Source organism: Streptomyces sp. NPDC048523, from assembly GCF_043199815.1.
In the GTDB taxonomy this organism is placed as follows: Bacteria; Actinomycetota; Actinomycetes; order Streptomycetales; family Streptomycetaceae; genus Streptomyces.
Window position 1 is genome coordinate 544,788 of the sequence record NZ_JBICWQ010000006.1, and the last position, 24,199, is coordinate 568,986.

General features: G+C 69.8%; 31 protein-coding genes and 1 pseudogene. 17 read left to right on the top strand and 15 right to left on the bottom strand.

Going from position 1 to position 24,199, the window contains the following annotated elements; genetic code table 11:
* Positions 1–132: 132 nt before the first annotated feature.
* Positions 133–1,050 (bottom strand): winged helix-turn-helix domain-containing protein, encoded by a 918-nt coding sequence (locus ACGFWE_RS31855; protein ID WP_352391704.1) that lies wholly within the window; start codon positions 1,048–1,050, stop codon positions 133–135.
* 168 nt (positions 1,051–1,218) lie between these two features.
* On the opposite strand from ACGFWE_RS31855, the gene ACGFWE_RS31860 reads away from it, so the two are divergent.
* Positions 1,219–1,401 carry a hypothetical protein gene (locus tag ACGFWE_RS31860; RefSeq protein ID WP_352391703.1) on the top strand — a complete coding sequence of 61 codons (183 nt, stop codon included), beginning with the start codon at positions 1,219–1,221 and terminating at the stop codon, positions 1,399–1,401.
* On the opposite strand, the gene ACGFWE_RS31865 is transcribed toward ACGFWE_RS31860, so the two are convergent.
* Together ACGFWE_RS31865 and ACGFWE_RS31870 are read right to left on the bottom strand one after the other, a co-directional pair.
* Positions 1,398–2,111 (bottom strand): HAD-IA family hydrolase, encoded by a 714-nt coding sequence (locus ACGFWE_RS31865; RefSeq protein ID WP_352391702.1) that lies wholly within the window; start codon positions 2,109–2,111, stop codon positions 1,398–1,400. The two genes, ACGFWE_RS31860 and ACGFWE_RS31865, sit on opposite strands and share 4 nt — an antisense overlap.
* Before the next feature lie 29 nt (positions 2,112–2,140).
* Positions 2,141–3,019 (bottom strand): GntR family transcriptional regulator, encoded by an 879-nt coding sequence (locus ACGFWE_RS31870; protein ID WP_393603490.1) that lies wholly within the window; start codon positions 3,017–3,019, stop codon positions 2,141–2,143.
* Between the two features lie 172 nt (positions 3,020–3,191).
* On the opposite strand from ACGFWE_RS31870, the gene ACGFWE_RS31875 reads away from it, so the two are divergent.
* On the top strand, positions 3,192–3,380 hold the full coding sequence (locus ACGFWE_RS31875) for a hypothetical protein (RefSeq protein WP_031056585.1): 189 nt from the start codon (positions 3,192–3,194) through the stop codon (positions 3,378–3,380).
* A gap of 35 nt (positions 3,381–3,415) precedes the next feature.
* Here ACGFWE_RS31875 and ACGFWE_RS31880 read toward each other — a convergent pair whose 3' ends face one another.
* Positions 3,416–4,333 carry a winged helix-turn-helix domain-containing protein gene (locus tag ACGFWE_RS31880; protein ID WP_393603390.1) on the bottom strand — a complete coding sequence of 306 codons (918 nt, stop codon included), beginning with the start codon at positions 4,331–4,333 and terminating at the stop codon, positions 3,416–3,418.
* Between the two features lie 184 nt (positions 4,334–4,517).
* Between ACGFWE_RS31880 and ACGFWE_RS31885 the strand changes: the two genes are divergently transcribed.
* Positions 4,518–4,703, top strand: a complete 186-nt coding sequence (locus tag ACGFWE_RS31885; protein ID WP_393603392.1) for a hypothetical protein — start codon at positions 4,518–4,520, stop codon at positions 4,701–4,703.
* A 228-nt stretch (positions 4,704–4,931) separates the two neighbouring features.
* Here ACGFWE_RS31885 and ACGFWE_RS31890 read toward each other — a convergent pair whose 3' ends face one another.
* A complete protein-coding gene (locus ACGFWE_RS31890) occupies positions 4,932–6,182 on the bottom strand; it encodes a GNAT family N-acetyltransferase (protein ID WP_393603394.1) in 1,251 nt (416 codons plus the stop codon).
* A gap of 102 nt (positions 6,183–6,284) precedes the next feature.
* Positions 6,285–6,872 carry an aerial mycelium formation protein gene (locus tag ACGFWE_RS31895; RefSeq protein ID WP_393603396.1) on the bottom strand — a complete coding sequence of 196 codons (588 nt, stop codon included), beginning with the start codon at positions 6,870–6,872 and terminating at the stop codon, positions 6,285–6,287.
* A gap of 158 nt (positions 6,873–7,030) precedes the next feature.
* Here ACGFWE_RS31895 and dtd point away from each other — a divergent pair, with 158 nt between their 5' ends.
* Positions 7,031–7,456: a D-aminoacyl-tRNA deacylase gene (gene dtd / locus ACGFWE_RS31900; RefSeq protein ID WP_352391696.1), complete on the top strand. Its 426-nt coding sequence runs from the start codon at positions 7,031–7,033 to the stop codon at positions 7,454–7,456.
* Positions 7,457–7,466: 10 nt separating this feature from the next.
* Here the strand turns inward: dtd and ACGFWE_RS31905 are convergent, their stop codons facing one another.
* The 6 genes from ACGFWE_RS31905 to ACGFWE_RS31930 form a co-directional block, all read right to left on the bottom strand.
* Entirely contained in the window at positions 7,467–8,432 is a 966-nt protein-coding gene (locus ACGFWE_RS31905) for a folate-binding protein (RefSeq protein ID WP_352391695.1), read from the bottom strand.
* Between the two features lie 10 nt (positions 8,433–8,442).
* A complete protein-coding gene (locus tag ACGFWE_RS31910) occupies positions 8,443–8,880 on the bottom strand; it encodes a transcriptional repressor (protein ID WP_352391694.1) in 438 nt (145 codons plus the stop codon).
* Positions 8,881–8,912: 32 nt separating this feature from the next.
* Positions 8,913–9,488, bottom strand: coding sequence for an FABP family protein (locus ACGFWE_RS31915; protein WP_352391693.1), 576 nt, complete (start codon positions 9,486–9,488; stop codon positions 8,913–8,915).
* Between the two features lie 214 nt (positions 9,489–9,702).
* On the bottom strand, positions 9,703–10,566 hold the full coding sequence (locus tag ACGFWE_RS31920) for a hypothetical protein (RefSeq protein ID WP_393603492.1): 864 nt from the start codon (positions 10,564–10,566) through the stop codon (positions 9,703–9,705).
* 218 nt (positions 10,567–10,784) lie between these two features.
* A complete protein-coding gene (locus ACGFWE_RS31925; protein WP_393603399.1) occupies positions 10,785–11,627 on the bottom strand; it encodes a hypothetical protein in 843 nt (280 codons plus the stop codon).
* Entirely contained in the window at positions 11,624–12,376 is a 753-nt protein-coding gene (locus tag ACGFWE_RS31930) for a hypothetical protein (protein WP_352391691.1), read from the bottom strand. The genes ACGFWE_RS31925 and ACGFWE_RS31930 overlap by 4 nt, the downstream gene beginning before the upstream one ends.
* Positions 12,377–12,543: 167 nt before the next feature.
* On the opposite strand from ACGFWE_RS31930, the gene ACGFWE_RS31935 reads away from it, so the two are divergent.
* From ACGFWE_RS31935 to ACGFWE_RS31965, 7 genes and pseudogenes are all read left to right on the top strand, one after another.
* Positions 12,544–12,906: a DsrE family protein gene (locus ACGFWE_RS31935; RefSeq protein WP_352391690.1), complete on the top strand. Its 363-nt coding sequence runs from the start codon at positions 12,544–12,546 to the stop codon at positions 12,904–12,906.
* 128 nt (positions 12,907–13,034) lie between these two features.
* Positions 13,035–13,763: a DUF2993 domain-containing protein gene (locus ACGFWE_RS31940; protein ID WP_352391689.1), complete on the top strand. Its 729-nt coding sequence runs from the start codon at positions 13,035–13,037 to the stop codon at positions 13,761–13,763.
* 225 nt (positions 13,764–13,988) lie between these two features.
* A complete protein-coding gene (locus tag ACGFWE_RS31945; protein ID WP_350751515.1) occupies positions 13,989–14,069 on the top strand; it encodes an Ms5788A family Cys-rich leader peptide in 81 nt (26 codons plus the stop codon).
* A gap of 109 nt (positions 14,070–14,178) precedes the next feature.
* A complete protein-coding gene (locus tag ACGFWE_RS31950) occupies positions 14,179–15,018 on the top strand; it encodes a sulfurtransferase (RefSeq protein WP_352391687.1) in 840 nt (279 codons plus the stop codon).
* Between the two features lie 63 nt (positions 15,019–15,081).
* The gene (locus ACGFWE_RS31955) at positions 15,082–15,369 is read left to right on the top strand and encodes a DUF1416 domain-containing protein (protein ID WP_007382995.1); all 288 of its coding nucleotides are present in this window, start codon (positions 15,082–15,084) and stop codon (positions 15,367–15,369) included.
* A gap of 86 nt (positions 15,370–15,455) precedes the next feature.
* Positions 15,456–15,716 carry a DUF3099 domain-containing protein gene (locus ACGFWE_RS31960; RefSeq protein ID WP_352391686.1) on the top strand — a complete coding sequence of 87 codons (261 nt, stop codon included), beginning with the start codon at positions 15,456–15,458 and terminating at the stop codon, positions 15,714–15,716.
* A gap of 149 nt (positions 15,717–15,865) precedes the next feature.
* Positions 15,866–15,979, top strand: a pseudogene (locus ACGFWE_RS31965) (VOC family protein); the annotation flags it as partial.
* Position 15,980: 1 nt separating this feature from the next.
* Here ACGFWE_RS31965 and ACGFWE_RS31970 read toward each other — a convergent pair.
* Genes ACGFWE_RS31970 through ACGFWE_RS31980 form a run of 3 tightly spaced genes read right to left on the bottom strand, consistent with a single transcriptional unit; the run spans position 15,981 to position 18,305 of the window.
* Positions 15,981–17,150 (bottom strand): hypothetical protein, encoded by a 1,170-nt coding sequence (locus tag ACGFWE_RS31970; protein WP_393603402.1) that lies wholly within the window; start codon positions 17,148–17,150, stop codon positions 15,981–15,983.
* A 2-nt stretch (positions 17,151–17,152) separates the two neighbouring features.
* On the bottom strand, positions 17,153–17,407 hold the full coding sequence (locus ACGFWE_RS31975; RefSeq protein WP_007382997.1) for a MoaD/ThiS family protein: 255 nt from the start codon (positions 17,405–17,407) through the stop codon (positions 17,153–17,155).
* A 37-nt stretch (positions 17,408–17,444) separates the two neighbouring features.
* The gene (locus ACGFWE_RS31980) at positions 17,445–18,305 is read right to left on the bottom strand and encodes an alpha/beta fold hydrolase (RefSeq protein ID WP_352391684.1); all 861 of its coding nucleotides are present in this window, start codon (positions 18,303–18,305) and stop codon (positions 17,445–17,447) included.
* Positions 18,306–18,423: 118 nt separating this feature from the next.
* Between ACGFWE_RS31980 and ACGFWE_RS31985 the strand changes: the two genes are divergently transcribed.
* From ACGFWE_RS31985 to ACGFWE_RS32010, 6 genes are all read left to right on the top strand, one after another.
* Entirely contained in the window at positions 18,424–19,191 is a 768-nt protein-coding gene (locus tag ACGFWE_RS31985; protein WP_352391683.1) for a response regulator transcription factor, read from the top strand.
* Positions 19,192–19,310: 119 nt separating this feature from the next.
* Positions 19,311–20,333 carry a LacI family DNA-binding transcriptional regulator gene (locus tag ACGFWE_RS31990; protein WP_352391682.1) on the top strand — a complete coding sequence of 341 codons (1,023 nt, stop codon included), beginning with the start codon at positions 19,311–19,313 and terminating at the stop codon, positions 20,331–20,333.
* Between the two features lie 131 nt (positions 20,334–20,464).
* The gene (locus ACGFWE_RS31995) at positions 20,465–21,649 is read left to right on the top strand and encodes a S1C family serine protease (protein WP_393603405.1); all 1,185 of its coding nucleotides are present in this window, start codon (positions 20,465–20,467) and stop codon (positions 21,647–21,649) included.
* Positions 21,650–21,678: 29 nt separating this feature from the next.
* Complete coding sequence (locus tag ACGFWE_RS32000) at positions 21,679–21,858, top strand: hypothetical protein (RefSeq protein ID WP_352391680.1); 180 nt, start codon at positions 21,679–21,681, stop codon at positions 21,856–21,858.
* 109 nt (positions 21,859–21,967) lie between these two features.
* A complete protein-coding gene (locus tag ACGFWE_RS32005; protein ID WP_352391679.1) occupies positions 21,968–22,705 on the top strand; it encodes a response regulator transcription factor in 738 nt (245 codons plus the stop codon).
* A complete protein-coding gene (locus ACGFWE_RS32010; RefSeq protein WP_352391678.1) occupies positions 22,702–24,147 on the top strand; it encodes a HAMP domain-containing sensor histidine kinase in 1,446 nt (481 codons plus the stop codon). Before ACGFWE_RS32005 ends, ACGFWE_RS32010 begins: the two co-directional genes overlap by 4 nt.
* Positions 24,148–24,199 lie beyond the last annotated feature (52 nt).

The following is a 24,199-nucleotide window of genomic DNA, read 5'->3' on the forward strand; positions in this document are numbered from 1 at the left end:
AGGTCATGCGGCCGGGAGGAGAATGGGTCATACTCTAGACCTACACAACATGAGCTTGCGGCCAACCTTGGCAAAGAGCCACGTAGTTAGCCCACTCGTGATCGACCGGTGACGGGCTCAGTATGAGACGGGTCAGTCGATCGAAGGGCTTGCGAGCTGCGAGGTCAGCAATTTCCAGCAGGAGTCGAACCATGCCTGCCAGCTCTCTATGAACACGGTTCCGGTGGAGTTCGGGTCGCCTTCGTCATTGACGTGGCGCGTCAGAACCGAGCCCAGGCCCAGGACGTCCACGGCTTCGATCTCCGTGTCGTCGTCCAGCAGGATCGAGCGCTCCACGGCCTCATACGGACCGAACAGTATTTCGGCCGTGCGGCGCAGGTAGAGCTTGAAGGCCGGAACCACTTGGATCCTCCGGACCTCGACATCGACGGACTGCACGTGCCCCTCCGTCTCCAGGTCCCGCAGAGCGGCTCGCAGTGAGGAAGTATGCCGCCGGGTGATGCTGTGCAGCCGCTCCTGGAGCAGCTGGTCCACCTCCTCCAGGCCACTCCCGTCCGGCATCCGCTTGGCCCGGGGGTACGGCAACTTGACTGATTCGTCAGGCAAGAGCAGGCGCATTTCGATGCGCTCGGGGGGCCTGATCTCCCCCGTGCGGACGCGCTCGGCCTGCAGCCTGATGTGCGCGTCCAGACTCTCGGAAGTGAGGGTGAACACGTCCAATTGGACTGTTGGCTGGGAGAAGGCCCGCTGGATGAAGGGCCCCAGCGCGGCCCGAACACGGGGGGCCGCCGCAGGCGAACGGGTCACGGAATGTATCGGCTGCCTCACCACCCGCGAGCCACTGCCCTGACGGGACTCGATCCAGCCTTCGATCTTCAGCTCGCGCAGTGCACGCTGCACCGTGTCTCGTGACACGTCGAACTCTTCGGCCAGAGCCCGTTGCGTGGGCAGCATGGAGTCCAGCGGGTAGACACCCTCGGCGATCCGGGCACGCAGCGCCTCCAGGACCGCCTGCCCCCTGGCAACACTGTCACCACGATCCGTACTCACATCGCGACCGTACCACTACCGGACATATTGGCTGCCACAACAGCAACACACAAAGGGAAGTTGAAAGGCCGTTAGGCGATCAGTCAACCTGGGCACAACCAATTCAAGAAAACAGTCCAATTGGACTGGGAGTTGATCGCTTCTCAGGAAGTCGCGGCTGGGGGAATCATGATCGTCTTTCAGTTACTGTCCGCCTTCGCGCTGCTGGTCGTCGACCAGCTGTTCCAGACGCGCTACGGCACAATCGGCGTCCTTTGCCTGACCTTGGTCGCCGTGGGCTTCCGGGCCCGCAACACGACGTGTCTGTCGGTCGGCGCCGTGGTCTTCGTCCTGCTGATGGTCCAGGCCTAGGCCCTGAGTCCCACCAGCACCGGCCACAGCGACTCGACGATCGACTCGGCTCCGGCATCGCTCAGCAGCTTCGCCTTGTGTCCGTTACGCGCGTAGCCGAGGAACGGGACGCCGGCGCTCCGGGCCGCGAGGTAGTCGGAGGGGGTGTCACCGATCATCAGCGCGTCGCGGGGGGCGGCACCCATGGCGTTCAGCGCACGGTTGAGGCAGTGCGGGTGCGGTTTGAGGTGGTGCAGTTCTTGGGTTCGACCGTAGATGTGCGGGGCGAAGCAGGAGACCAGACCGCGGCCGGCAAGGTACTTGCGTACCACGCGCGGTGAGTTGTTCGTCGTGATGGCCAACCGGGAGCCCACTGCGGTCCATGTGCGTATCAGGGGGTCGGCGTACGCCGTCGGCATCGCCGAGGAGGCTGCTCTCAACTCCTCATTGGTGAGACGTTCCTCCAACTCCGCGACCAGGTCACTGCCCGGGTGCCGAGCATCGACGGCACGCAGTACGACATGCGGGTCCAGGGTGCTGCGCTCGCCGTCGGTGACGACGCCGCGCAGGCCTCGCCCTTCCAGCCACTCCACCAGTTCGCTGGCCACCTTCGCCGCCGAGTGCCCGGAGAACAGGCTGCAGATCGGTCCGTCGAAGTCCCAGAGCACCACCCGCGCACGGGTGATCAGGCCCTGCAGTTTCCCGGTCTCGTTCTCGGTGTGCGCTGTCACCTGTTCAGTGTGCGTCGTCTCAGGAGTCACTAGGAGAGTGTCAGGTCCGTCGTGATGGTTTCCCAGAGGGCATCGAACCACTTCTGCGATTGCTCGACGAACGCGGCGTCGCGTTGGCCGGCGTTCTTGTCGAAGGAGAACAGCAGGGATTCCGTTCCGAGGACGTCGTACATGTCGAGCATCCCGGTGTCGGTCGCCTCCTCCCTGCGCGCGACCATGTAGTACGCGAGCAACGCCTCCACGCCGTTGAGCAGGTACAGCTTCACCGGTGGCGTGAACGGCAACGCCCGGAATCTGACCTTGACGTCGATCCCGTGGGAGGAGCGCAGGGAGCGGAGGTTGTGGCGCAGGACGTGACCCTGGGCGTTGCGCATCTCCAGCCAGCGCTGGTGGACCGGGTTGTCGTCGTCGGGGGCCTCGACCGGGACCGGGAAGGCCAGGTTGATGTCGCGGGAGGGCAGCAGGATGCGGACATCGATGGACTCGGGGCGGATCCGGCCTTCGTGAATGAGGCGGACCGGCTCGCTCAGGGCCACCATCAGCGACTCCGCCGTGAGGCAGGCCGCGTCGATCCGGACGTCCGGGCCGGCGAACGCGTCGGCCAGGCGGGGCGCCAGGGCCACCATCGTCGGCTGCGGTCCGCCCTGGGTGACCGGCACCTCCGCGATCCGCGGCGGGCTCCCCTTGCTCACATTGCTGAGCAGCCCGTCCTCCTGCAGCGCGCGCAGCGCCTGGCGGACCGCGCCCCGTTCCACCCCGAACTCCTCCGCGAGTTCGGCCTGGGTGGGGAGGCGGTCACCGGCCTTGAGGTCACCCGTGCGGATGCGTTCCCGCAGGGTGTCGGCGATTTCCTGGGGCGAGAGCCTTCTGCTGCCGTTCACTGCCACGTTCTCCTGGGTCACGACCAAACGGTACAACTCCAATCCATCTACGGGGAGTTGTTCCGAAGTTGTTTATCAACCCCAACCAAGTGGGGACAACATAGGTAGAGTTGGCTGCCAACTTCACTGAGTTGGTGGAAGTTTTGCCTCCGCATCACCACCCGCCTCACCCAGCCCGATGCCCGAAGGGGGAACCACCATGCCGGCCCTCGCCCTCCTCTCCGCCGTCTTCGTCGTCGGCGTCGAGCAGACCCTGCAGTGGAAGTACGGTGCCAGCGGCATCATCGGGATGCTCCTGCTCACCATCGGTCTCAAGGCCAAGAACCCCGCCATCAGTTCGGTGGGGGCCGTGGTGCTCGCCCTGCTGGTCGCGGGACCGGCCCTATGACCCGAGCGCAACCGGATCCGCCCCTGTGGGAGACCTCAGCCCGAGAGCACCAGCTCCGAACTGATCGTCTCCCACAGTGCGTTGAACCACAGGTGGGACTGCTCCACGAACGTCGTGTCCCGCAGGCCGGCGCCCTGCTCGAAGGCGAACAGCATCGACTGGGTGCCCTCGGAGTCGTACAACTCCAGGTGTTCGTCGTCGATCTCCTCCTTGCGGCGGGTCAGCGTGTAGTACGCGAAGAGCGCCTCCATGCCGTTCAGCAGGTAGAGCTTCACCGGTGGCGTGAAGGGCAGGGCGCGGAAGGAGACGTGCACGTCTATGCCGTGCGTGGCGCGCAGGGCCAGGAGGTTGTGCTGGAGGACCTGCACCTGGGCGTTGCGATGGGCCAGCCAGCGCTCGTGGACCGGGTCGCCGTCGCGGCGGCCCCCGACCGGCACCGGGAAGGCGAGGTCGATGTCCCGGCCCGGGATCAGGACCCGGACGTCGATCTTGGCCGGATTCAGCTGTCCGGCGTGGATCTGTCGCAGCCCCTCGCCGACGGCGAGGTTCAGGGACACCGACGTCAGGCACAGGGCTTCTATCTCGACGTGCGGAGCCGCGAACGCGGCGGCGATCCGGGGGCCGAGCGTGACCATCGTGGGCTGTGGAGCGGCCCCCGGGCCGGTGCCCGCCCTGCTGAGCCCCAGGTCGGGGGCGACGGTCGCCGGGCTTCCCTTGGAGACGTTGGTGAGCAGATGCTCCGTCTGCAGCAGGTACAGCGCCTGCCGTACGACCCCCCGCTCGACCCCGAACTCGTCGGCCAGCCGCGCCTGGGTGGGCATGCGCTGACCTGCCCGCAGCGTGCCGGACCGGATCCGGGCGCGGAGTTCGTCGGCCACCTCACGATGGGACTTCTGTGGCCTCTGTGACCTCTTCCGCCCATTGGCGGAGGCGTGTTTCGGGTCCACGACCAAACACTACAACTTCCCGCCATCTTTGGGCAGTTCGCCGGAAGGTGGTTATGAGCCGCATCCAAGCGGAGATAAGTACAGTGAAGTTGGTCGCCAACTTGGTCAACCTTGAGAAACATGGTCAAAACTTCACAGGGTTGGCCACCTCGGTGGTCGACAGGGACCAACGTCCCGAAGGGGGACCGTCATGCCGTTCGTCGCCATCGCCATCGCCGCTCTCGCCGTCGGCTTCGAGGCACTCGTCCAGTGGAAGTGGGGCGCGATGGGCATCGTCGCGTTCGTCGCCCTGACCATCGGCGTCAAGTCCAAGAACGTCGCGATCGGTGGCATCGGAGCGGTCATCCTCGTGATGCTGCTCGCCCAGTCCGGATGACGCCCGCCCGCCCGCCGGGCCCAGGATCCGGCTGACCGGGCTCCCCCCTGGAGGGGAGCCGGGAGCCCGGTCGGTCTGCACAGCCACAACTGAACACCGACAACTGAACAGCAGCGACAGCTGCACACACCCGCACAGCCACAACTGAACCGCCACAACTGAACAGCTCGCTACGGATGCGAGAGCACCACCTGGAACACCACCCACCGTCCCCGCCCGAAGGGAGCGTCAGAACATGTCCGGGCACCAAGGTCGCCTGGACGTGCGCAGCAGGGCGTCGACCCCCCGGCCGGCGCCCGCTCGTTCTTCCCGCACCCGCCCCAGCGCAGCGAGCCGCACCGCCGACTCGTCCCCGAGCCACAGCGTTGCCAACTCCCGCACGTCGAGGGTGAGATCGGCGCTGCGCGTCGTCGCCGTACAGGTGGCCCCGGCGGGCGAGGCCTCCAGCCGGTAGCGGCCACCGGCGATCCCGGACCCGTCCACGACCTCCAGCACCAGCTCCCCCTCGCCCTCGTACGTCCGCGCCTCCAGGGCCCGTACGACATCCAGGATCCGCACCCACATCCAGTCCGACTGCATGCTGATCCTGGCCGCCGGGGGGTTCGGCAGCAGGTGCGGGAGCAGGTCGTCGGGGGCCCGCCAGCCGCTCTTGACCTGCATGACCCAGTCGATCGAGCACAGGTAGTGCCACAGTGCGCGCTCGGCGGCCGGGGTCGAGGCGATCAGGTCCCGCACGCTCGCCGTGTTCGACGGCTGCATGGTGTCGGCCCACTTGTCGTCGACCTCGTACGCCATCAGCCCCTCGACCATGCCGTCCGGCGCCCGGTACAGCGCGAAGAACGGCTCGGTCCACGCCGGGTCGGGGCGCACCGCACCCGTGTTCAGCTGCCACCACCAGTCGCCCCGGCTGATCGCCCCCGGAGTGGCCCGGCGCATCCGGTCGTGCAGTTCGGGACCGAGCTTGCGTACGTCGTCGGGGTCCACCAGGTCGATACGGCCGCCGTCCAGATCCGGGCCACGGAGGTCGAGGCCGGCGCGCGGGACGTCGATCGTCCACTCGGTGCCCGTGGTGGCGGGGCCGAAGCCGTAGCGGCCGTAGATCCGGTACTCGGCGGCGATCAGCGTGGCCAGGACGTCTCCGCGCTCCTTCGCGGCGGCGAGGTCCTGGCGCATCATGCGGGTCAGGAGGCCGCGCCGGCGGTGGGTGGCGGTCACGGTGACGGCGGTTATCGCGTCCGCGGCCACGAGCCGGCCCCCGACCGCCGTCACCTCCTGCGCGAAGGAACGGAAGGTCGCCACGCAGCGGTCCCCGTCGAAGGCCCCGAGGCTCCGGCCGGGCGCGAACTGAGTCCTACGGGCCTCCAGTTCCGCCGCTGGCACCACGGGCTCCCGCAGGAACCCGGCCCGCACTGCACGCAGCCACTCGGGATACTCGGCCTCGGTGACCGCACGGACGTCGATGTCGGCTGGGGCGCTCATGGGGCCCACGGTAGGCGGGCGGGGTCGGGGTGTCGTGTCGTTTTCCGCACCCGGACGGCCGCAGGCCGCCCCCCGGGGAACACCCCGAACATCCCAACACCTCTACGTCAGCAGATCCTCCACCTGCGCCTCCCCCTCCCGGTACCGCCGCGCGATCTCCCCGCTGCACTCGTCCGCCGTCCGCTGCAAGCGCTGCCGGCGTCCCGACACCCGCTGCTCGTAGCGGACGAGCCGGCCCATCGCGGTGCTCAGTTCCAGGTCGGTCCGCGCGCAGAGGTCCGAGAGCTCGACCTCGGCGAGCATCTCGGCGGCCAGCAGCCGGTACTCCTCGCTGTGCGGGGTGCCCAGCCTGACGTGGCGGGCCGAGGAGCGGTGGCGGGCCGGGGCGTCGGTGAGGATCTCCGGCAGCCGATCGACCACGGAGGCCTCCGGGAGCCGTTCCGGAATGGAGCCGGTCGGGGACCGGCGGAGCAGTTCCGCGCGGAGGATGTCGATACGGCCCTGCAGCAGCCGTCGGATATAGCTGAGGTCGGCCTCGTCCCGCTGGGCGTCCCGGCGCAGGGTGCGCAGTTCGGGCAGGCTCAGCGTGGCGAGATCCTGTTCGGGTGGCTCCGGGGGCAGCAGCGGGCTGTCCGTTCGTTGTGTGGGCGGCCGCCGACTGTCCAGCCGCCCGGTACTCGGTGTGCTCATGCGCCTCTAACGTCCCCTCGACCGGCGTGTGCAAGCATCGTGCCACCCCAAGTGGCCGCTATGTGACCGAGTGCCCCCGAACGGCCCCAGATGGGGGGTTAAGGATCAAAAAGAAACCCGAACACGGGCCCTTCCCGAGCGAACGGCATGATGGGCACATGCGTGCAGTGGTGCAGAGGGTGGACGGCGCGAGCGTCGTCGTCGACGGTGAGACGGTCGGGGAGATCAACGGCGAGGGACTGTGCGTCCTGGTCGGGGTCACCCACGAGGACACCAAGGAGAAGGCGGCCCAACTCGCCCGCAAACTCTGGTCGGTGCGGATGCTGCACGACGAGAAGTCGTGCAGCGACATCGACGCCCCGCTGTTGGTGATCAGCCAGTTCACCCTGTACGGCGACGCCCGCAAGGGCCGCCGCCCCACCTGGAACGCCGCGGCCCCCGGCGACATCGCCGAGCCTCTCGTCGACGAGGTCGTCGCCCGGCTCCGCGCTCTGGGCGCGACGGTGGCCACCGGCCGCTTCGGCGCGCGGATGCGGGTGTCGCTGACGAACGACGGCCCGTTCACGGTCCTGCTGGACATCTGAGAGCCGGGGGCTACGGCTCCACGACGACTTCCTGGGCGGCGGCCGTCGACTCGACGACGAGCCGCGCGTCCAGCGGGACGTTCCGCTTGACCAGGGCGAGCGCGACCGGGCCCAGCTCGTGATGCCGTACGGACGTCGTCACGAAACCGATCTTGCGGCCGTCGGGCCCCTCGTCCGCGAGCCGGATGTCGGCCCCCGCGGGCGGCAGGTGCACCTCGCTGCCGTCCAGGTGCAGGAAGACCAGGCGCCGCGGGGGCTTGCCGAGGTTCTGGACGCGGGCGACGGTCTCCTGTCCCCGGTAGCAGCCCTTCTGCAGGTGCACGGCCGTCCCGATCCAGCCCAGCTCGTGCGGGATGGTGCGGTGGTCGGTCTCGAAGCCGAGGCGGGGGCGGTGCTGCTCGACGCGCAGCGCCTCGTAGGCGAGCAGACCCGCCGCGGGGCCGGACTTCTCGGCGTACGACTCCAGGTCCCCGCGCGGCAGGAACAGATCGCGGCCGTACGACGTCTCGCGTACGACGACCCCGTCCGGCACCTCGGCGATGGAACCGGCGGGAAGGTGGACGACCGCGAACTCGTCGGTGCGGTCGGCGACGTCGACCCGGTTGAAGAACTTCATCGACTCCAGGTACGCGATCAGCGCGCCCTGGGTGCCGGGTTCGACGTGCGCCCACACGGTGGTGCCGTCGTCGACGAGGTACAGCGCGTGCTCGATGTGCCCGTGCGCGGAGAGGATCAGCGCCTCGGTGGCCTGGCCCGTGGGCAGGTCGCTGACGTGCTGGGTGAGCAGCAGGTGCAGCCAGCTGAGGCGGTCCTCGCCGGTGACGGACACGACCCCGCGGTGCGAGAGGTCGACGAAGCCGGTGCCGTCGGCGAGGGCGCGCTGCTCACGGAACAGGTCGCCGTAGTGCGCGGCGACGTCTTCGTCCACGCCCTCGGCGGGGACGGCTCCGGGCAGGGACAGCAGGGGGCTCTTCATACGACTAAGCCTACGACTCGGTAGTTGAAGCCTTGAGAGAGCAGTCCTTGCAGCGGCCGAAGATCGCGAAGTGCTTCATGTCGGTCTCGAAGCCGAACTCCTGGCGGAGCTTCGCGGTGAAGTCGGCGGCCACCTTGATGTCCGCCTCGATGACGTTCTCGCAGTCACGGCAGACCAGGTGGATGTGGTGGTGACGGTCGGCGAGGTGGTACGTCGGCGCCCCGTGCCCCAGATGGGCATGGCTGACCAGCCCGAGCTCCTCCAGGAGCTCCAGGGTCCGGTAGACCGTGGAAATGTTGACCCCCGACGCCGTCTTCTTCACTTCCGTGAGGATCTCGTCGGGGGTCGCGTGCTCCAGGGTGTCCACGGCTTCGAGGACAAGCTGGCGCTGCGGCGTCAGCCGGTAGCCGCGCTGCCTCAGGTCACTCTTCCAGTCGGTGCTCACCACACCGGAAAGTCTAGGACCTCCCGGCGCGGGTCCTACTTGAAGAAGGCGATCCCGTCGTCCGGAAGGTCGCCGGGGAGGGCCTTGGCCCAGCGCTCGACCTCTTCCGGGGTGACGACCTTCTTCAGGTGGGCCGACATGTAGGGGCGCAGCTCGACCTCGGGGGTCTGCTTCTCGCCGACCCACATGAGGTCGCTCTTGACGTAGCCGTACAGGCGCTTGCCGCCGTTGTACGGACCCGAGGCGGCCGTACGCGCGACGGCATCGGTCACCAGGTCGATCTGCGGCTTCTGGGCGGCCATCTCGCCGTACCAGATCTCGACGACACCGTCGTCACGGACCATCGTCACCTCGACCTTGCGGTCGGCGTCGATGCGCCAGAAGCCGTGCTCGGACTCCAGGGGGCGGACCTTGTTGCCGTCGTTGTCCAGCACCCAGGTGTGGGACTCGTACTCCAGGAAGTCCCGGCCGTCATGGCCGAAGGTCACCTCCTGGCCGAAGTTGCACTTCTCCGAGCCCGGGAAGTCGTGCACGCCCGCGCCGGCCCAGTTGCCGAGCAGGAAGGCGAGCGGGACGAGGTCCTTGTGGAGGTCGGACGGGATCTCGATCATGAGTGGCGGTTCCTAGAGGGGGGTCAGCGCTGGCCCTGGTACAGCTTCTTCACGGTCAGGTACGAGAAGGCGAGAACGCCGACGCAGACCAGGACCAGCAGGGCTTCGAAGAAGATCTCCACGGGGTGCTCCTCGGATGAGCGGGGTGCGGTGCATGTACACGGGCCGGGCCCCAGCTTACGCGGCCGGGGCCCGGGGGACCGTGGGGGTCCGCTCAGCCGAGGAGCTGGCTCTGGAGAGTCACGGTCTGCTGGAAGGGGACGGCGTCCGCGGTGCCCTTGCGGGACTGGACGACCAGGGCGAGTACGTCACCGGAGGACAGGTAGGCGTGCCGGGTCTGCTCGGCGCCGTACGGCTTGGACTCGACGTAGACGGAGGCGGTGATCTCGGGGATCCGGGCCGCGCTCGGGAAGTGCTCGTCGGAGACGGACGTGACGGCGTCGCGCAGTTCGAAGCCAGGGCTGCCGTAGGGGGCGATGTCCTCGCCGAACAGATCGTCCACGACGGCCGCGGTGTCGAACTGGAGCAGGTAGATCCGCGTGTGCGTGCCGTCCGGGGTGGTCCAGCCGCGCGCCGCGATGTGCCGCAGACCGTTGTCGGAGAGCTTCTGCCCCAGCTCCTCGCGGTCCTCCTTCTCGCCGTACTCCGCGAGGAGGCCCTTCGTCGGCAGCCAGCCCTCCGTGCCGCGCAACGCCTTGTCGACGGCCGCTCCCTTCGGCGCGGGCAGCACCAGGGCGCGCAGGTCGGCGTAGTGGCTGCCCGCCTTGTTGTCTTTGGCGAGGGGCCCCGGACTGCCGGAGGGCAACGGCGGCTTCGTCAGCGTCGGGTACTCCCACCGCCCGTCCGCTTTCGTTCCCAGGCCCGGTACGTCCGTCCGCTCCATCCCCGCGATGCCGTACGCCGTCCCGGCCCCGACCACCGCGAAGGTGAGCAGGGCGGCGGTCCAGCGGAGAGCCGCGCGCAGGACACGGCGGTCCTTGGGGGTGGGGAGGTGTTCTGCGGTGGCGAGGGGGTCGGGTGTCGGGGCGGGCGCGGACACGGGCTCGGACGCGGGCTCGGCGGCCCGGGGTGAGGACACCCCGTCACGGGGCTCGCTCCGCTCGGGCTCGTCGGTGTGCTCGGCGCCGCCAGGCCGTTCCTTCGGCTCGGCCTGTTGCCCGTGACCGACGCTGCCGGCCGACTCAGCCACCTCAACCTGCCCGGCCCCAGTGACCGGCTCCACCAGCTCGCCCTTCTCCGGGCGGGCGGCCGGCTCCCGTGTCGGAAGCGGGGCCGCCTTCTCTTCGGTCTGCTCGGTCATACCGACTCCCCCGGCTCCGCGATCCGGTCGAGCTGCTCGCGCATGAGCATCGCGATCCCCCTCTGCTGCATGGGCCTGGCGCTGTCGGCGGTGAAGTCGACCAGGACGTTTCCCTGGAGGGCGAAGCAGAACATCGAGTCCAGCTTCGTGTCGGCGTCCTTGGGCGTCAGGAAACAGCGCGCGTCCTTGTGGCCCTCGATCCGGGGCCCGTCGCGCAGGACGTCACCGAGCACGTCGAGGAAGTCGTTCTGGAACTCCGAGATGCCCCTCGCCGCCGCCTTGTTGTCGAGCTGCGTCAGCTCGATGGTGACCGTGGAGGCCTTGTCCGTGTAGACGGAGGAGAGCTGGTCGGTGCTGACGTAACTGCGCATCGCGATGCCCGTGAGGCGCTGCTTGTCTATCTGCTTCTCCAGCGCCTTGCGCTGGGTCCGGGGCAGACCGCTCAGCGACTCCTTGCGCAGGGCGGTGGCCTCGGCCCCGCTGAGCCGGGTCTCGTAGCCGTACTCCCCGATGTCGGGCCCACGGCTCCACCCGTCGGCGCCGTACGGCACGAGCATCCCCGCGAGTCCCCGCGCGGGCTCCGCCTTCGTCTTGCCGGCCCCGCCCTTCGGGAACGTCCACACGGGAGCGCCCGCGTCACGGTCGGCGCCGTCGACGGTGACCACGGTGAAGCCCACCCCGGCGACGACGGCCGCGACGAGCAGCACGGACCCGACGACCGCGGCGATTCGGCCACGGCGGACGCGGACGGGCTTCGCGGGCGGCGCCGCGGGCTCGGTCGAGGCGGTGAGCTCGGCGGGACCGATCTCACCCACCTGCTGGTTCTCGGACTCGCTCACAGCTTCTTCACCTGCCGCTCGGCCAGATCCATGATCTTCGCCTTCGCTATGGGCCTGGTGTCCCAGACGAAGATCTTCATGAGGATGTCCCCGCGCCAGGCGACGGCCGAGGCCTTGTACTGCGGCAGATAACCGGGCTCGGTGTCCGGCTTCGTGTGGACGTACACCATGGCGTTTCCGCCGCCCGGCACCGACCAGCTCTTGGTGCCGGCCTGGGAGTCCTCGAAGTAGTTCTCGCCGTCGGCCGCGTCGGAAGCCTCCCGAGTCTCCTCCTGCCGGTACTGGGTGAGGCGGATCTCGACGCCGTAGGTGCGGCCGACCTGCCAGCCGGTGTCCGCTGCGCGGCGGAACTCCTGGGAGACGAGTTCGCCGAACGCCCCACCCGGCTTGTTGGCCGTCTCCGCGACTTCGGCCAGCGTCATCCAGTGGTCGTCACTGCCCCAGTCGCCGGTCTTCGCCCCGGTCGGCTTCTTCAGCAGCAGCTTGCGCAGGTCGCTGTCGGTCTTCACCCGGCGGTCCTGTGAGGCCGGCAGGGGTTCGGGCGCCGGGCCCTTGGCCTGTGCCAGCGTCGGCTGGGAGAGCGAGGCCAGTTTCGTCGGCTCACGGTCGGCCTGGATCAGGTATCCCGTGCACGTCCCGGCGACGACACCGAGTACGGCGGCGGCGACGATCAGCAGTGTCGTACGGCCCCGGCGGCGCGCCCGGGGTCTCTCTTCGGGTCTCTCAGGTGTTTCGGGTGCCTCGGGCACCTCGGGTCCTTCCAACGCGTCCCCCACAAGACGTGAAGCGCGCATTCCGTATGCGCGCTTCACAGGAGACCGCCGGTCAACACCCAGGGTTGTACGCCAACTTGATCACGATTCGGACACGTGGGCAACGCACACGGACCAGGCCCCGTCGCGCGTACGCTGCCGGTATGGCGAAGAAGCTCGTGATCAAGGTGACTGCCGGGGCCGACGCTCCCGAGCGGTGCTCGCAGGCGTTCACCGTGGCGGCGGTGGCCGTGGCCAGTGGGGTGGACGTGTCGCTGTGGCTGACCGGGGAGTCGGCGTGGTTCGCGCTGCCGGGGCGGGCCGCCGAGTTCGAGCTGCCGCACGCGGCCCCGTTGCCCGACCTGGTGGACTCGATCCTCGCGGGCGGGCGGCTCACCCTGTGCACCCAGTGCGCGGCCCGCCGGGACATCACGGAGAAGGACGTCATCGAGGGCGTACGGATCGCGGGGGCGCAGGTATTCGTGCAGGAGGCGCTCGCGGACGGGACGCAGGCGCTCGTTTATTGAGCAGACAGCGGGTGCGGCCTGTCACAGGTGATCGACAATCCGGCGGGCGTCTTACCCCGCGGGGTTAATCTGCCGCTCGACGGCCACCCGTCCGTCGACAAGACCGCCGCCCCGGGGGGACCCACCGCATGCGCGCCCTGCGAGTACTTCTGATCATCGCCGTGATTCTCGGCGGGCTGTTCGTCGCCGCCGACCGTCTGGCGGTCCACTTCGCGGAGGGCGAGGTCGCGGACCGGCTGAAGACGCAGGAGGGGCTGACCACGACGCCGAGCGTGGACATCAAGGGGTTCCCGTTCCTGACCCAGGTGGCCGGCGGTGAGCTCGACGACGTCGAGGTCGGGATGAAGGACTACGACGCGGACACCGGCACCAGCGGGGGCTCGATCCGCATCGACGACCTGAACGCCGCCATGAAGGGCGTCGCGTTCTCCGGCGACTACAGCTCCGCCACCGCCTCCACCGCCGCGGGCACCGCGACCATCGCCTACGACCAGCTGCTGAAGGCCGCGGGGTCCGAGGAGGCCCGGCTTCCGCTGGGTGTCACCGCCAAGGTCGTCGGCCTCTCCGACGGCGGGAACGGCAAGATCAAGGTCGATATCAAGATCAGCGCCCTGGAGAAGCCCGTCTCCGTGCTCAGCACCGTCTCCGTGGTCGACGGCGACACCGTGCGGGTGCACGCCGACTCGATCCCGAGCTTCGGCAACATCACCCTCGCCGACTCCGACGTCCGTTCGATCGCCGACTTCGACCAGAAGATCGAGGGTCTGCCGGGCGGTATCAAGCTCGACAGGGTCGAAGCGGGTGCGAACGGTGTGGAGATCGCGGTGAAGGGTTCGGACGTCAAGCTCGCCGGGTAGGACGAGCGTCGGGCGGACCTGTCGGGCGGACACGCCGAGCCGGATGCCGCGCGTCCGACAGGCGAGACGGTGACGTCCGTACCGTAGATGTGATGACGGCTACAGCCGCCCGGGACCGTGGGACCACGGCCCGGGCGGCTTTTTGGTCCCACATCCCGGACGATCGCATCTCAGTATGCGACACACCGGTGACATGCCGGTATGTCCCTCCCTACGATCGGCACCATGAAGCGACAGGCGGATCTCACGAAGCGGCGGGCAGTAGACCTGTGCCGCGTCGCCGCCATGCTCTGTCGCCCCTTCTGAGCGGACGGCACCGACCTCCGCGTCCCCTCGCCCTGGCGCCCCAGGGCATCCGTGCGCCCCGCGCACCCTTCCGCACGCCCCGCCGCAACTGCCCCGGAGGAGAACGAGCATGAGCCGCAGTGACGTCCTGGTCGACGCCGACTGGGTCGAGGCCAACCTCGACGACCCGAACATCGCGATCGTGGAGGTGGACGAGGACACGTCCGCCTACGAGAAGAACCACATCCGCAACGCGATCCGCATCGACTGGACCAAGGACCTGCAGGACCCGGTCCGCCGCGACTTCGTCGACCAGGAGGGCTTCGAGAAGCTCCTGTCGGCGAAGGGCATCGCCAACGACACCCTGGTGATCCTCTACGGCGGCAACAACAACTGGTTCGCGTCCTACGCCTACTGGTACTTCAAGCTGTACGGCCACGAGAACGTCAAGCTTCTCGACGGCGGCCGCAAGAAGTGGGAGCTGGACGCCCGCGAGCTGGTCGAAGAGGTGCCCGAGCGCCCGACGACCGAGTACAAGGCCAAGCCGCAGAACAAGGCCATCCGCGCCTTCCGTGACGACGTCGTCGCCGCGATCGGCTCGCAGAACCTGGTCGACGTCCGGTCGCCCGACGAGTTCTCCGGCAAGCTGCTCGCCCCGGCCCACCTGCCGCAGGAGCAGTCGCAGCGTCCGGGCCACGTCCCGTCCGCGCGCAACATCCCGTGGTCGAAGAACGCCAACGACGACGGCACCTTCAAGTCGGACGAGGAGCTCAAGGAGCTCTACGCCGAGGAGCAGGTCGACCTCGCCAAGGACACCATCGCGTACTGCCGCATCGGTGAGCGCTCGGCCCTGACCTGGTTCGTGCTGCACGAGCTGCTCGGTGTCGAGAACGTCAAGAACTACGACGGCTCCTGGACCGAGTACGGCTCCCTGGTCGGCGTTCCGATCGAGCTCGGCGCCAACAAGTAAGACCCCGTCCGCATCATCCCGACCGGCCTTCCTTCCGGTCAGACCCCTCTTTTGGAGAACGACATGTGTGGAGCGAAGGCCGGCGGCCCGGACGCCTCGACGATCAAGCCCGGTGAGACCACGATCCAGGGCCAGGTGACGCGTGACGGCGAGCCTGTGGTGGGCTACGTCCGCCTCCTGGACTCGACCGGCGAGTTCACGGCGGAGGTCCCGACCTCCGCGACGGGCCAGTTCCGCTTCTACGCGGCCGAGGGCACCTGGACCGTTCGCGCCCTGGTTCCGGGCGGCACCGCCGACCGTACGGTCGTCGCCCAGCAGGGTGGCCTGGCCGAGGTCGCGATCGCCGTCTGAGGCAGCCGACCGGCTGATCGGCCGGAGGGCCGTACCCCGTCGCACGGGGTACGGCCCTCCGGCCTTTCCGGGCCTACGCTGGACTTATGTTGGCGCGACGACGGCACGCTTATTTCGCGATGATGGGTACGTGCATCGGGCTGTTCGTCCTGGCCTGGGGAGTCGTGAGGCTCTGGTCGGTGCCGGTGGCCGTGGGAATGTGCGTGGTGGCGATGGTGATCCCTCCGCTCGCCGCGATGGTCGCGAACCGGCGCGGCCCCGACGACCGCTGGTGGGACGACCCCTCCGGCGACCCGAAGTCCGACGAGTGGTGGGACGAGCTGGACGGGAAGAAGCGGCGGGGCTGACCCGGCAGGAGGCCGAGCGGCCCCGACGTGGCCGTGGCCGGGGCTGCGCCCCAGACGCCGGGCGGGTTGGAATGTGCCCGGCACCGAGCACATGCCGACGACGCCGCTCACCACGAACTCGGTCACTGCATCACCGATCCCCCCTGCGTCGAGCTGTCGCTCAAGGCGCGCGGCTCGCCGAGTATCAGCCGCAGGGCGACGTCCGGGTCCTGTTCGACCCGGCCGGGCATCCCTTCTGTCTGTGGACCCGGATGACCCCGTGACCTAGCCGATCGCCCGGCCCAGCACGTACACCGCCGGGGCCGACGCGGCCAGCGGGAGGGCCACGCCCGCCGTGAAGTGCACGAAGCGGGACGGGTAGTCGTAGCTCGCGACCCGGTGGCCGATCAGCGCGCACACCGCGGCGCCCGCGCCGAGGAAGGCACCCTTCGCGCCGAGGCCCGTCATCCCGCCGACCGCGATGCCCGCGCCCGCCGCGGCGAGCAGGGCGACGACGACGGAGGCCGGGGTCGGCAGGGGCAGCGCGCGGGCCAGGACCGCCACGGCCACCGCGGCCGCACCGACCGTCACCGCGTCCGGGTCCGCCGCGAGGTGGCCGGTCGCCACGATCGCCAGGGCCGCCGAGGCGACGGTCGCCATCAGGCCGTACATCCGCTCGTCGGGGTCGGCGTGCGAGCGGAGCTGCATCACCAGGCTCAGCAGGACCCAGACGCCCAGGGTGCCGAGGATCGCCGCGGGCGCGTTCTCCCGGCCGGCCGTCAGCAGGGCCGCGTCCGCCACCAGCGCGCCGAGGAACGCCAGCGCGATGCCCTGCCGGGCGGGCCACATGCCGTTCAGCCGGAACCAGCCGGCCGCGGTGACGGCCTGGAGGACGACGAGGGGTACGAGGAGGGCGTACGACCCGACGGCCGCCGCACCGGAGAGCAGCAGGCCGAGCAGTGCGGTGAGCGCGGCGGGCTGGATGCCGGGCTCGATGATCGGGGACCGGCCTTCGAGGCGGGCGCGCTGGGCGTCGGTGATGCGCGCGTTGCCGGCGACGGTGGCGGGGCCGTAGCCGGAGCCGGAGGCATCGGGCGCGGGGTGCCCCGGGGCGGGAGCGTGGCCGGCGGGGTCCGGAGAAGCCTGCCCGGAGCCGTACGCCGGGCCTGAAGCCGCGGCGGAGCCGTACGCACCGGCCGCCGGAGTCACCGGGGCGGGGCCGCCCTGCGCGGGCCCGTGGCCGTACCCCTGCGGTTCGCCCTCGTAGCCCTGCTGCGGCAGGTACGCCGTCTCCCCCGCGGCCTGGACCGGTCGGTGCACCTGGGTGTCCCAGGTCTGGCCCTGCCACTGCTGGGTGTACTGCTGGGCTGCCTGGGCCTCGTCGTCGTACCCCTGCTGGGCCGGCCAGCCCTGCTGCGGGTACTGGTCGTAGCCCTCGTACGGCTGGTTCGTCATCGTCACCCTCCTGCGAACGGCGGGAGCACCTCGACCGTGCCGCCGTCGGCCAGCCGTACCGTCTCATGTCCGCGGGTGCCCACGGGGTCACCGTCGACGAGGAACGAGCATCGCCGCAGGACACGCACGAGTTCGCCGGGGTGTCGCTCGCGTGCCGCGTCCAGCGCCTCGGCGAGTGTGGCCGCGTCGAACGGCTCCTCGGCGATCCCGGCCGCGGCCTTCGCGGCGGCCCAGTAGCGCACCGTGACCTTTGGCATCCGCTTCCTCAATCGATCGGTGGTGTATGCCGCCAGGCTATCCGGCCGCTGTGCCGGCCCAGTCCCCGATGCGGTCCAGCAGCTCGTCGCCGACCGCGTGCTCGGCGTGGCCCATGGGCTCGATCCACAGCTCACCGTGGTCGCCGGCGGCCTCCGCGAGCATCCGCGGGTGGTCGAGGGGGAAGTATCCGTCGCGGTCGCCGTGGACGATCAGGAGAGGGGTGGGGGCGATCCCCGGGACCGACTCCACCGGGGACAGGGGGACGGGGTCCCAGTCGCGGTGGTGGATGCGCGTGCGGAATCCGTAGCGGCTCACCAGGCGGCCCGCGGGGCGGGTCACCAGCCAGTGAAGTCTGCGCATGGGGGCCGTGCCGCGGTAGTACCAGCGGGCCGGTGCGCTGACCGAGACCACCGCGTCCGCGTGCGCGTCCGTGTGCCCGTCGGCCTCCGGCCGGTACAGCGCCGCGTGCCGCAGCACCACCGAGCCGCCCATCGAGAAGCCGACGGTCGCCACGCGCGTGTGGCCGAGTCCCCGCGCCCAGGACACCGCGGCGGCCAGATCCAGCACCTCGCGGTCGCCGACCGTGGAGCGCCCGCCGGAGGCTCCGTGGCCGCGGAAGGAGAAGGTGACGACAGCGCCGTACCGGGTGAACGTGTTCACCACCCGGCGAACATGCGGGCGATCCACATCGCCGGTGAAACCGTGCGCGACGACGAACACCAGGTCACGGGCGAGTGGCCGGGAGGCTTCGTATACGAAGGAGGGCGGATCGTATACGGAATCGATCGTCACGCCGTCGTCGGTGTGCAGAAACGTCCGTATAGGTGCATGTCTGCGCGTCTCAGAGTGCGGACTCACGGTGGAACGCACCACACGACCTGCCGGATCAATGCTCATGTGGGCTATTCTCGTCGGAAGAGGACTCGGGCAACGCAGCCCCCGGGTCCTTTTGTGCTTTCGGATACCCCTGTATACGAAGGCCATGACCTCGCGGGACCGAGGAGGAACCAGACATATGAGTTCTCTGCTGCTCCTGACCAATGCCCTCCAGCCGTCGACGGAGGTGCTGCCCGCCCTCGGCCTGCTCCTGCACAACGTGCGTGTGGCTCCGGCGGAGGGCCCCGCACTCGTCGACACCCCGGGTGCCGACGTCATCCTCATCGACGGACGCCGTGATCTGCCCCAGGTCCGCAGCCTGTGCCAGCTGCTGCGCTCCACCGGGCCCGGCTGCCCGCTCATCCTCGTCGTGACCGAGGGCGGCCTCGCGGCCGTCACCGCCGACTGGGGCATCGACGACGTCCTCCTCGACACAGCCGGTCCGGCCGAGGTCGAGGCGCGGCTGCGTCTCGCCATGGGCCGCCAGCAGATCGTCAACGACGACTCCCCCATGGAGATCCGCAACGGCGACCTCTCGGTCGACGAGGCGACCTACTCCGCGAAGCTCAAGGGCCGGGTCCTCGACCTCACCTTCAAGGAGTTCGAGCTCCTGAAGTACCTCGCCCAGCACCCGGGCCGCGTCTTCACGCGCGCGCAGTTGCTGCAGGAGGTCTGGGGCTACGACTACTTCGGCGGCACCCGGACGGTCGACGTGCACGTACGACGGCTGCGCGCGAAGCTCGGCCCCGAGCACGAGTCGCTGATCGGGACCGTCCGCAACGTCGGTTATCGATTCGTTACTCCCGAGAAGGGCGACCGGGTCACCGACGAGGCGAAGGCCAAGGCGGACCGGGCAAAGGCGGAGGATGCGGACGAGAGTGCCGCCCTCGAAGACGTAGAGGCGTAGCGGGTCCCGCGGATGGGCATGGCTCCGGAACCGATGCGCCCCCGCACGCCTCACCGCGGGAGCACGGGGACCTCCTTCACGCCCTGCCCAGAGCGGGTCCATCCGCGTAGACTCCGCGCGTGGCCAAGGTAACCAGGGATGATGTCGCACGGCTGGCAGGGACGTCCACTGCCGTCGTCAGTTATGTCATCAACAACGGACCAAGGCCGGTCGCCCCGGCCACGCGCGAGCGTGTCCTCGCCGCGATCAAGGAGCTGTCGTACCGGCCCGACCGGGTGGCCCAGGCGATGGCTTCGCGGCGCACCGACCTCATAGGCCTGATCGTGCCGGACGCGCGCCAGCCGTTCTTCGCGGAGATGGCGCACGCGGTCGAACAGGCCGCCTCCGAGCGCGGGAAGATGGTGCTCGTCGGGAACTCCGACTACATCGGTGAGCGCGAGGTCCACTATCTGCGGGCGTTCCTCGGGATGCGGGTCTCGGGGCTGATCCTGGTCTCGCACGCGCTGAACGACAACGCCGCCGCCGAGATCGACGCCTGGGACGCCCGGGTCGTGCTGCTGCACGAGCGGCCGGAGGCGATCGACGACGTCGCCGTCGTCCTCGACGACCTCACCGGCGCGAAGACCGCCGTCGAGCATCTGCTGGGCCACGGCTACCCCTACGTCGCCTGTATGGGCGGCACGGCCGACACCCCCGCGGTCGGCGACCCGGTCTCCGACCACGTCCAGGGCTGGCGGCAGGCCATGGACGAGGCCGGCCTCCCGACCGAGGGACGGCTCTTCGAGGCGCCGTACAACCGCTACGACGCCTATCAGGTGGCGCTCGGGGTGCTCTCCGGGCCCGATCGCCCGCCCGCCATCTTCTGCTCCACCGACGACCAGGCGATCGGCCTGCTGCGGGCCGCGCGCGAGCTGCGCATCGACGTGCCGGGCGAGCTGGCGGTCATCGGGTTCGACGACATCAAGGAAGCCGCGCTCGCGGATCCGCCGATGACGACCATCGCGTCGGACCGGTCGGCGATGGCCCGGGCCGCGGTGGACCTGGTGCTGGACGACGGGCTGCGGGTCGCCGGTTCCCGCCGGGAGCGGCTGAAGGTGTTCCCGTCGAAGCTGGTCGTGCGGCGGTCCTGCGGCTGCGAGTGAGCTTTCTGAAGACCGTCTGAGAACACCTGGCCCGAGGCCAGCGGCGCCTTTATATCGGGCATACGCGGTTCTGCCGGGCTTCTCAGGGAGCACTCAGGGAGCTCTCATGGTCGCGGGACAAGCTTGCTGTCATGACCGAGAGCTTCCGCCGCGACGGCGAGTACGAGCAGTACGAGAACCCCTACCAGGGCGCCCAGCAGCAGCACGCTTCGTCGCCCGTGAACCCCGAGTGGCCGCCCCCGCCGGGCCAGCCGCCCGCGCAGCCCGCGGCGCCGGGCCGGCAGCCGGTCGTCGAGCCGACGACCGTGTGGCCGGGCGGGCAACAGGCTCAGCACGCCGCCTTCGCCTCCGAGGGCGCCGGTTCGTACGGCGGTGACGGCAATGGCGGCGGAACCGCTCTCCTCACCGCGGCCCCCGCGGAGCCCGCCCCCGCTCCGAAGCGGCGCACCCGCGGCCCCCTCGCCCTCCTCGCCGCCGTCGCGATCGTCGCCGCGGCGATAGGAGGCGGCACCGCCTACGGCATCCAGGAGCTGACCGGCAACGACACGGTCGCCTCCAGCAGCACCAGCACCAACGTGGTGCCGTCCTCCGCCAAGGGCACGGTCTCCGGGGTCGCCAAGGCGGTCAGCCCGAGCATCGTCGAGATCAACGCCACCTCGAACGCCGGGGAGTCCACCGGCTCCGGCGTGATCATCACCGGCGACGGCGAGATCATCACCAACAACCACGTCATCTCCGGCGCCACCTCCGTCAAGGTGAGCACCAGCGACGGCAAGACCTACACCGCGAAGGTCGTCGGCACCGACAGCAAGAAGGACCTCGCCCTCATCAAGCTGGAGAACGCCTCCGGCCTGTCCCCGGCCGTCCTCGGCAACTCCGACGGCGTCCAGGTCGGCGACGAGGTGGTGGCGATCGGCTCCCCCGAGGGCCTGACCGGCACCGTGACCAGCGGCATCGTCTCCGCCCTCAACCGGGACGTGACGGTCGCGACCGACGAGGGCCAGAGCCAGAACCAGGGCCAGAGCGGCGGCAGCGGCCAGTGGCCGTTCGAGTTCGGCGGCCGGCAGTTCAACGGCGACACCGGCTCGTCCACGACGACGTACAAGGCGATCCAGACCGACGCGTCCTTGAACCCGGGCAACTCCGGCGGCGCGCTGATCGACATGAACGGCAACATCATCGGCATCAACTCGGCGATGTACTCGGCCACTTCGGACTCGTCCACGGCCGGCAGCGCGGGCCTCGGCTTCTCCATCCCGATCAACACCGTCAAGTCCGACCTGGCCACGCTGCGGGCCGGCGGCTCGGACAGCTGACCCCCTTCGACCCTCGCGAGGAGTACGCCATGATCAAGCAGGTTTCGCACACGGTGGCCGGTACCGACCCGGCCGGGTTCGCCCTGGCCCTCGAGGTGGCGTACGCACTGCACGCCCCGGCGCCCCGGGCGCCCGAGGTGGCGTCCACGGCGGTGGCCCGCCGCGGGGTGAGCGCCGCCCGCAGCCGCCGCCGTACCGTACGCGGCTGACCCTTGAGAGAGCACGTCCCGCAGCGCCATCGGGGAACCGTGCGAGGCTGAAAGCGTTCACTCCCTTCAGTCCCCTGTTCTCCCCACCGCACCCGAGGAATCCCCAGCCATGAGCCCCGCCGAAGGCGACCGTGACCCCCAGCGCATCCTGATCGTCGACGACGAGCCGGCGGTGCGCGAAGCACTCCAGCGCAGCCTCGCCTTCGAGGGCTACGACACCGAGGTCGCCGTGGACGGCGCCGACGCGCTCGACAAGGCGACCGCGTACCGGCCCGACCTGGTGGTCCTCGACATCCAGATGCCCCGCATGGACGGGCTCACGGCCGCCCGCCGCATCCGGGGCGCCGGCGACACGACTCCCATCCTGATGCTGACGGCCCGCGACACGGTCGGCGACCGGGTCACCGGGCTCGACGCGGGCGCCGACGACTACCTGGTCAAGCCGTTCGAGCTGGACGAGCTGTTCGCCCGGGTCCGTGCGCTGCTGCGGCGCAGCTCCTACGCGGCGGCGGCCGAGGCGGCATCCGCCGCGGACGACGAGGCGCTCACCTTCGCCGACCTGCGGATGGATCTCGCGACGCGTGAGGTGACCCGGGCGGGGCGGCCGGTGGAACTGACCCGCACCGAGTTCACGCTGCTGGAGATGTTCATGGCGCACCCGCGCCAGGTGCTGACCCGGGAGCAGATCCTGAAGGCGGTGTGGGGCTTCGACTTCGAGCCGTCGTCCAACTCGCTGGACGTCTACGTGATGTACCTGCGCCGCAAGACGGAGGCGGGCGGCGAACCGCGGCTCGTGCACACCGTGCGGGGCGTGGGGTACGTCCTGCGGCAGGGCGGCGCGGAGTGAAGAGGCTCGTACGGCGGCTCCGCACGCTCCCCATCCGGGCCCGGCTCTCGATGCTGGTCGCGGCAGCGGTGGCGTTCGCGGTGGCGGCGGTCTCGGTCACCTGTTGGTTCATCGTGCAGGGGAAACTGTACGAACAGGTCGACAACGACCTGAAGGACATGGTGCGCAGGCCCGGCACGGTCCAGTCGCTCCTGCAGCGGTGCACGCAGACCCCGCAGCAGAACACCCAGACGTACCCGGGCCGCAGCGACTACGTCCAGGCGATCAAGGTGGAGGGCGCTCCCTGCGTCGACCCCAACTCCCCGGGCACGGTCGACGTCACCGGTGGCGACAAGAATGTCATCAGGAACGCGAAGGCCGGCGAGTTGTACTTCCGCGACGGCACCGACGATGACGGCAACGCCGTACGTGTACTGACCCTGTACCTCGGCGTCGACCAGAGCGACTCGCAGGGGGTCGCCCTGGTCCTCGCGGTCCCCCTCAAGGGCACCCAGTCCACCCTCAACGAGCTCGCCCTCATCCTCCTCCTCGTCTCCGGTATCGGAGTCCTCGGTGCCGGTGCCGCGGGTCTCTTCGTCGCCCGTGCCGGCCTGCGTCCCGTCGACAAGCTCACCGAGGCCGTCGAGCACGTGGCCAGGACCGAGGACCTGGGCATCCGGATCCCCGTCGAGGAGGACGCCGAGGACGAGGTCGCCCGGCTGTCCCGGTCCTTCAACTCGATGACGAGCTCCCTCGCCAGCTCCCGCGAGCTCCAGCAGCAGCTCATCGCCGACGCCGGGCACGAGCTGCGCACCCCGCTGACAAGCCTCCGCACCAACATCGAGCTCCTCACCCGCAGCGAGGAGACCGGCCGCCCCATCCCCGAGGCCGACCGCAAGGCACTGCTCGCCTCCCTGAAGGCGCAGATGACCGAACTGGCCGCCCTGATAGGCGACTTGCAGGAGCTGTCGCGGTCGGAGGGCCAGCGCGGGGAGCGGGTGCAGGTGGTGTCCCTGGAGGACACCGTCGAGTCGGCCCTGCGCCGGGCGCGACTGCGGGGCCCGGAGCTGACCATCAACGCCTCGCTGGAGCCCTGGTACACCCGCGCGGAACCGGCCGCCCTGGAGCGCGCCGTGGTCAACATCCTCGACAACGCGGTGAAGTTCAGCCCCGAGGGCGGGAGCGTCGACGTCCGGCTCACCCAAGGCGTCCTCACCGTCCGCGACCACGGTCCCGGCATCCCCGCCGACGAACTCCCCTACGTCTTCGACCGCTTCTGGCGCTCCCCGGACGCCCGCGCCCTGCCCGGATCCGGCCTCGGTCTGTCCATCGTGGCCCGCACCGTCCAGCAGGCCGGCGGCGAGGTCACCCTCGGTCCCGCCGAGGGCGGCGGCACCGTCGCGACCGTACGACTGCCGGGGGCGGCGACTCCGCCACCGGAGGCTCCCGCCGCCGTGCAGTAAAAGCCAAGCTGTCGATGTCCTGTCAAACCTCTCGCGTTCTCGACCCTACTCG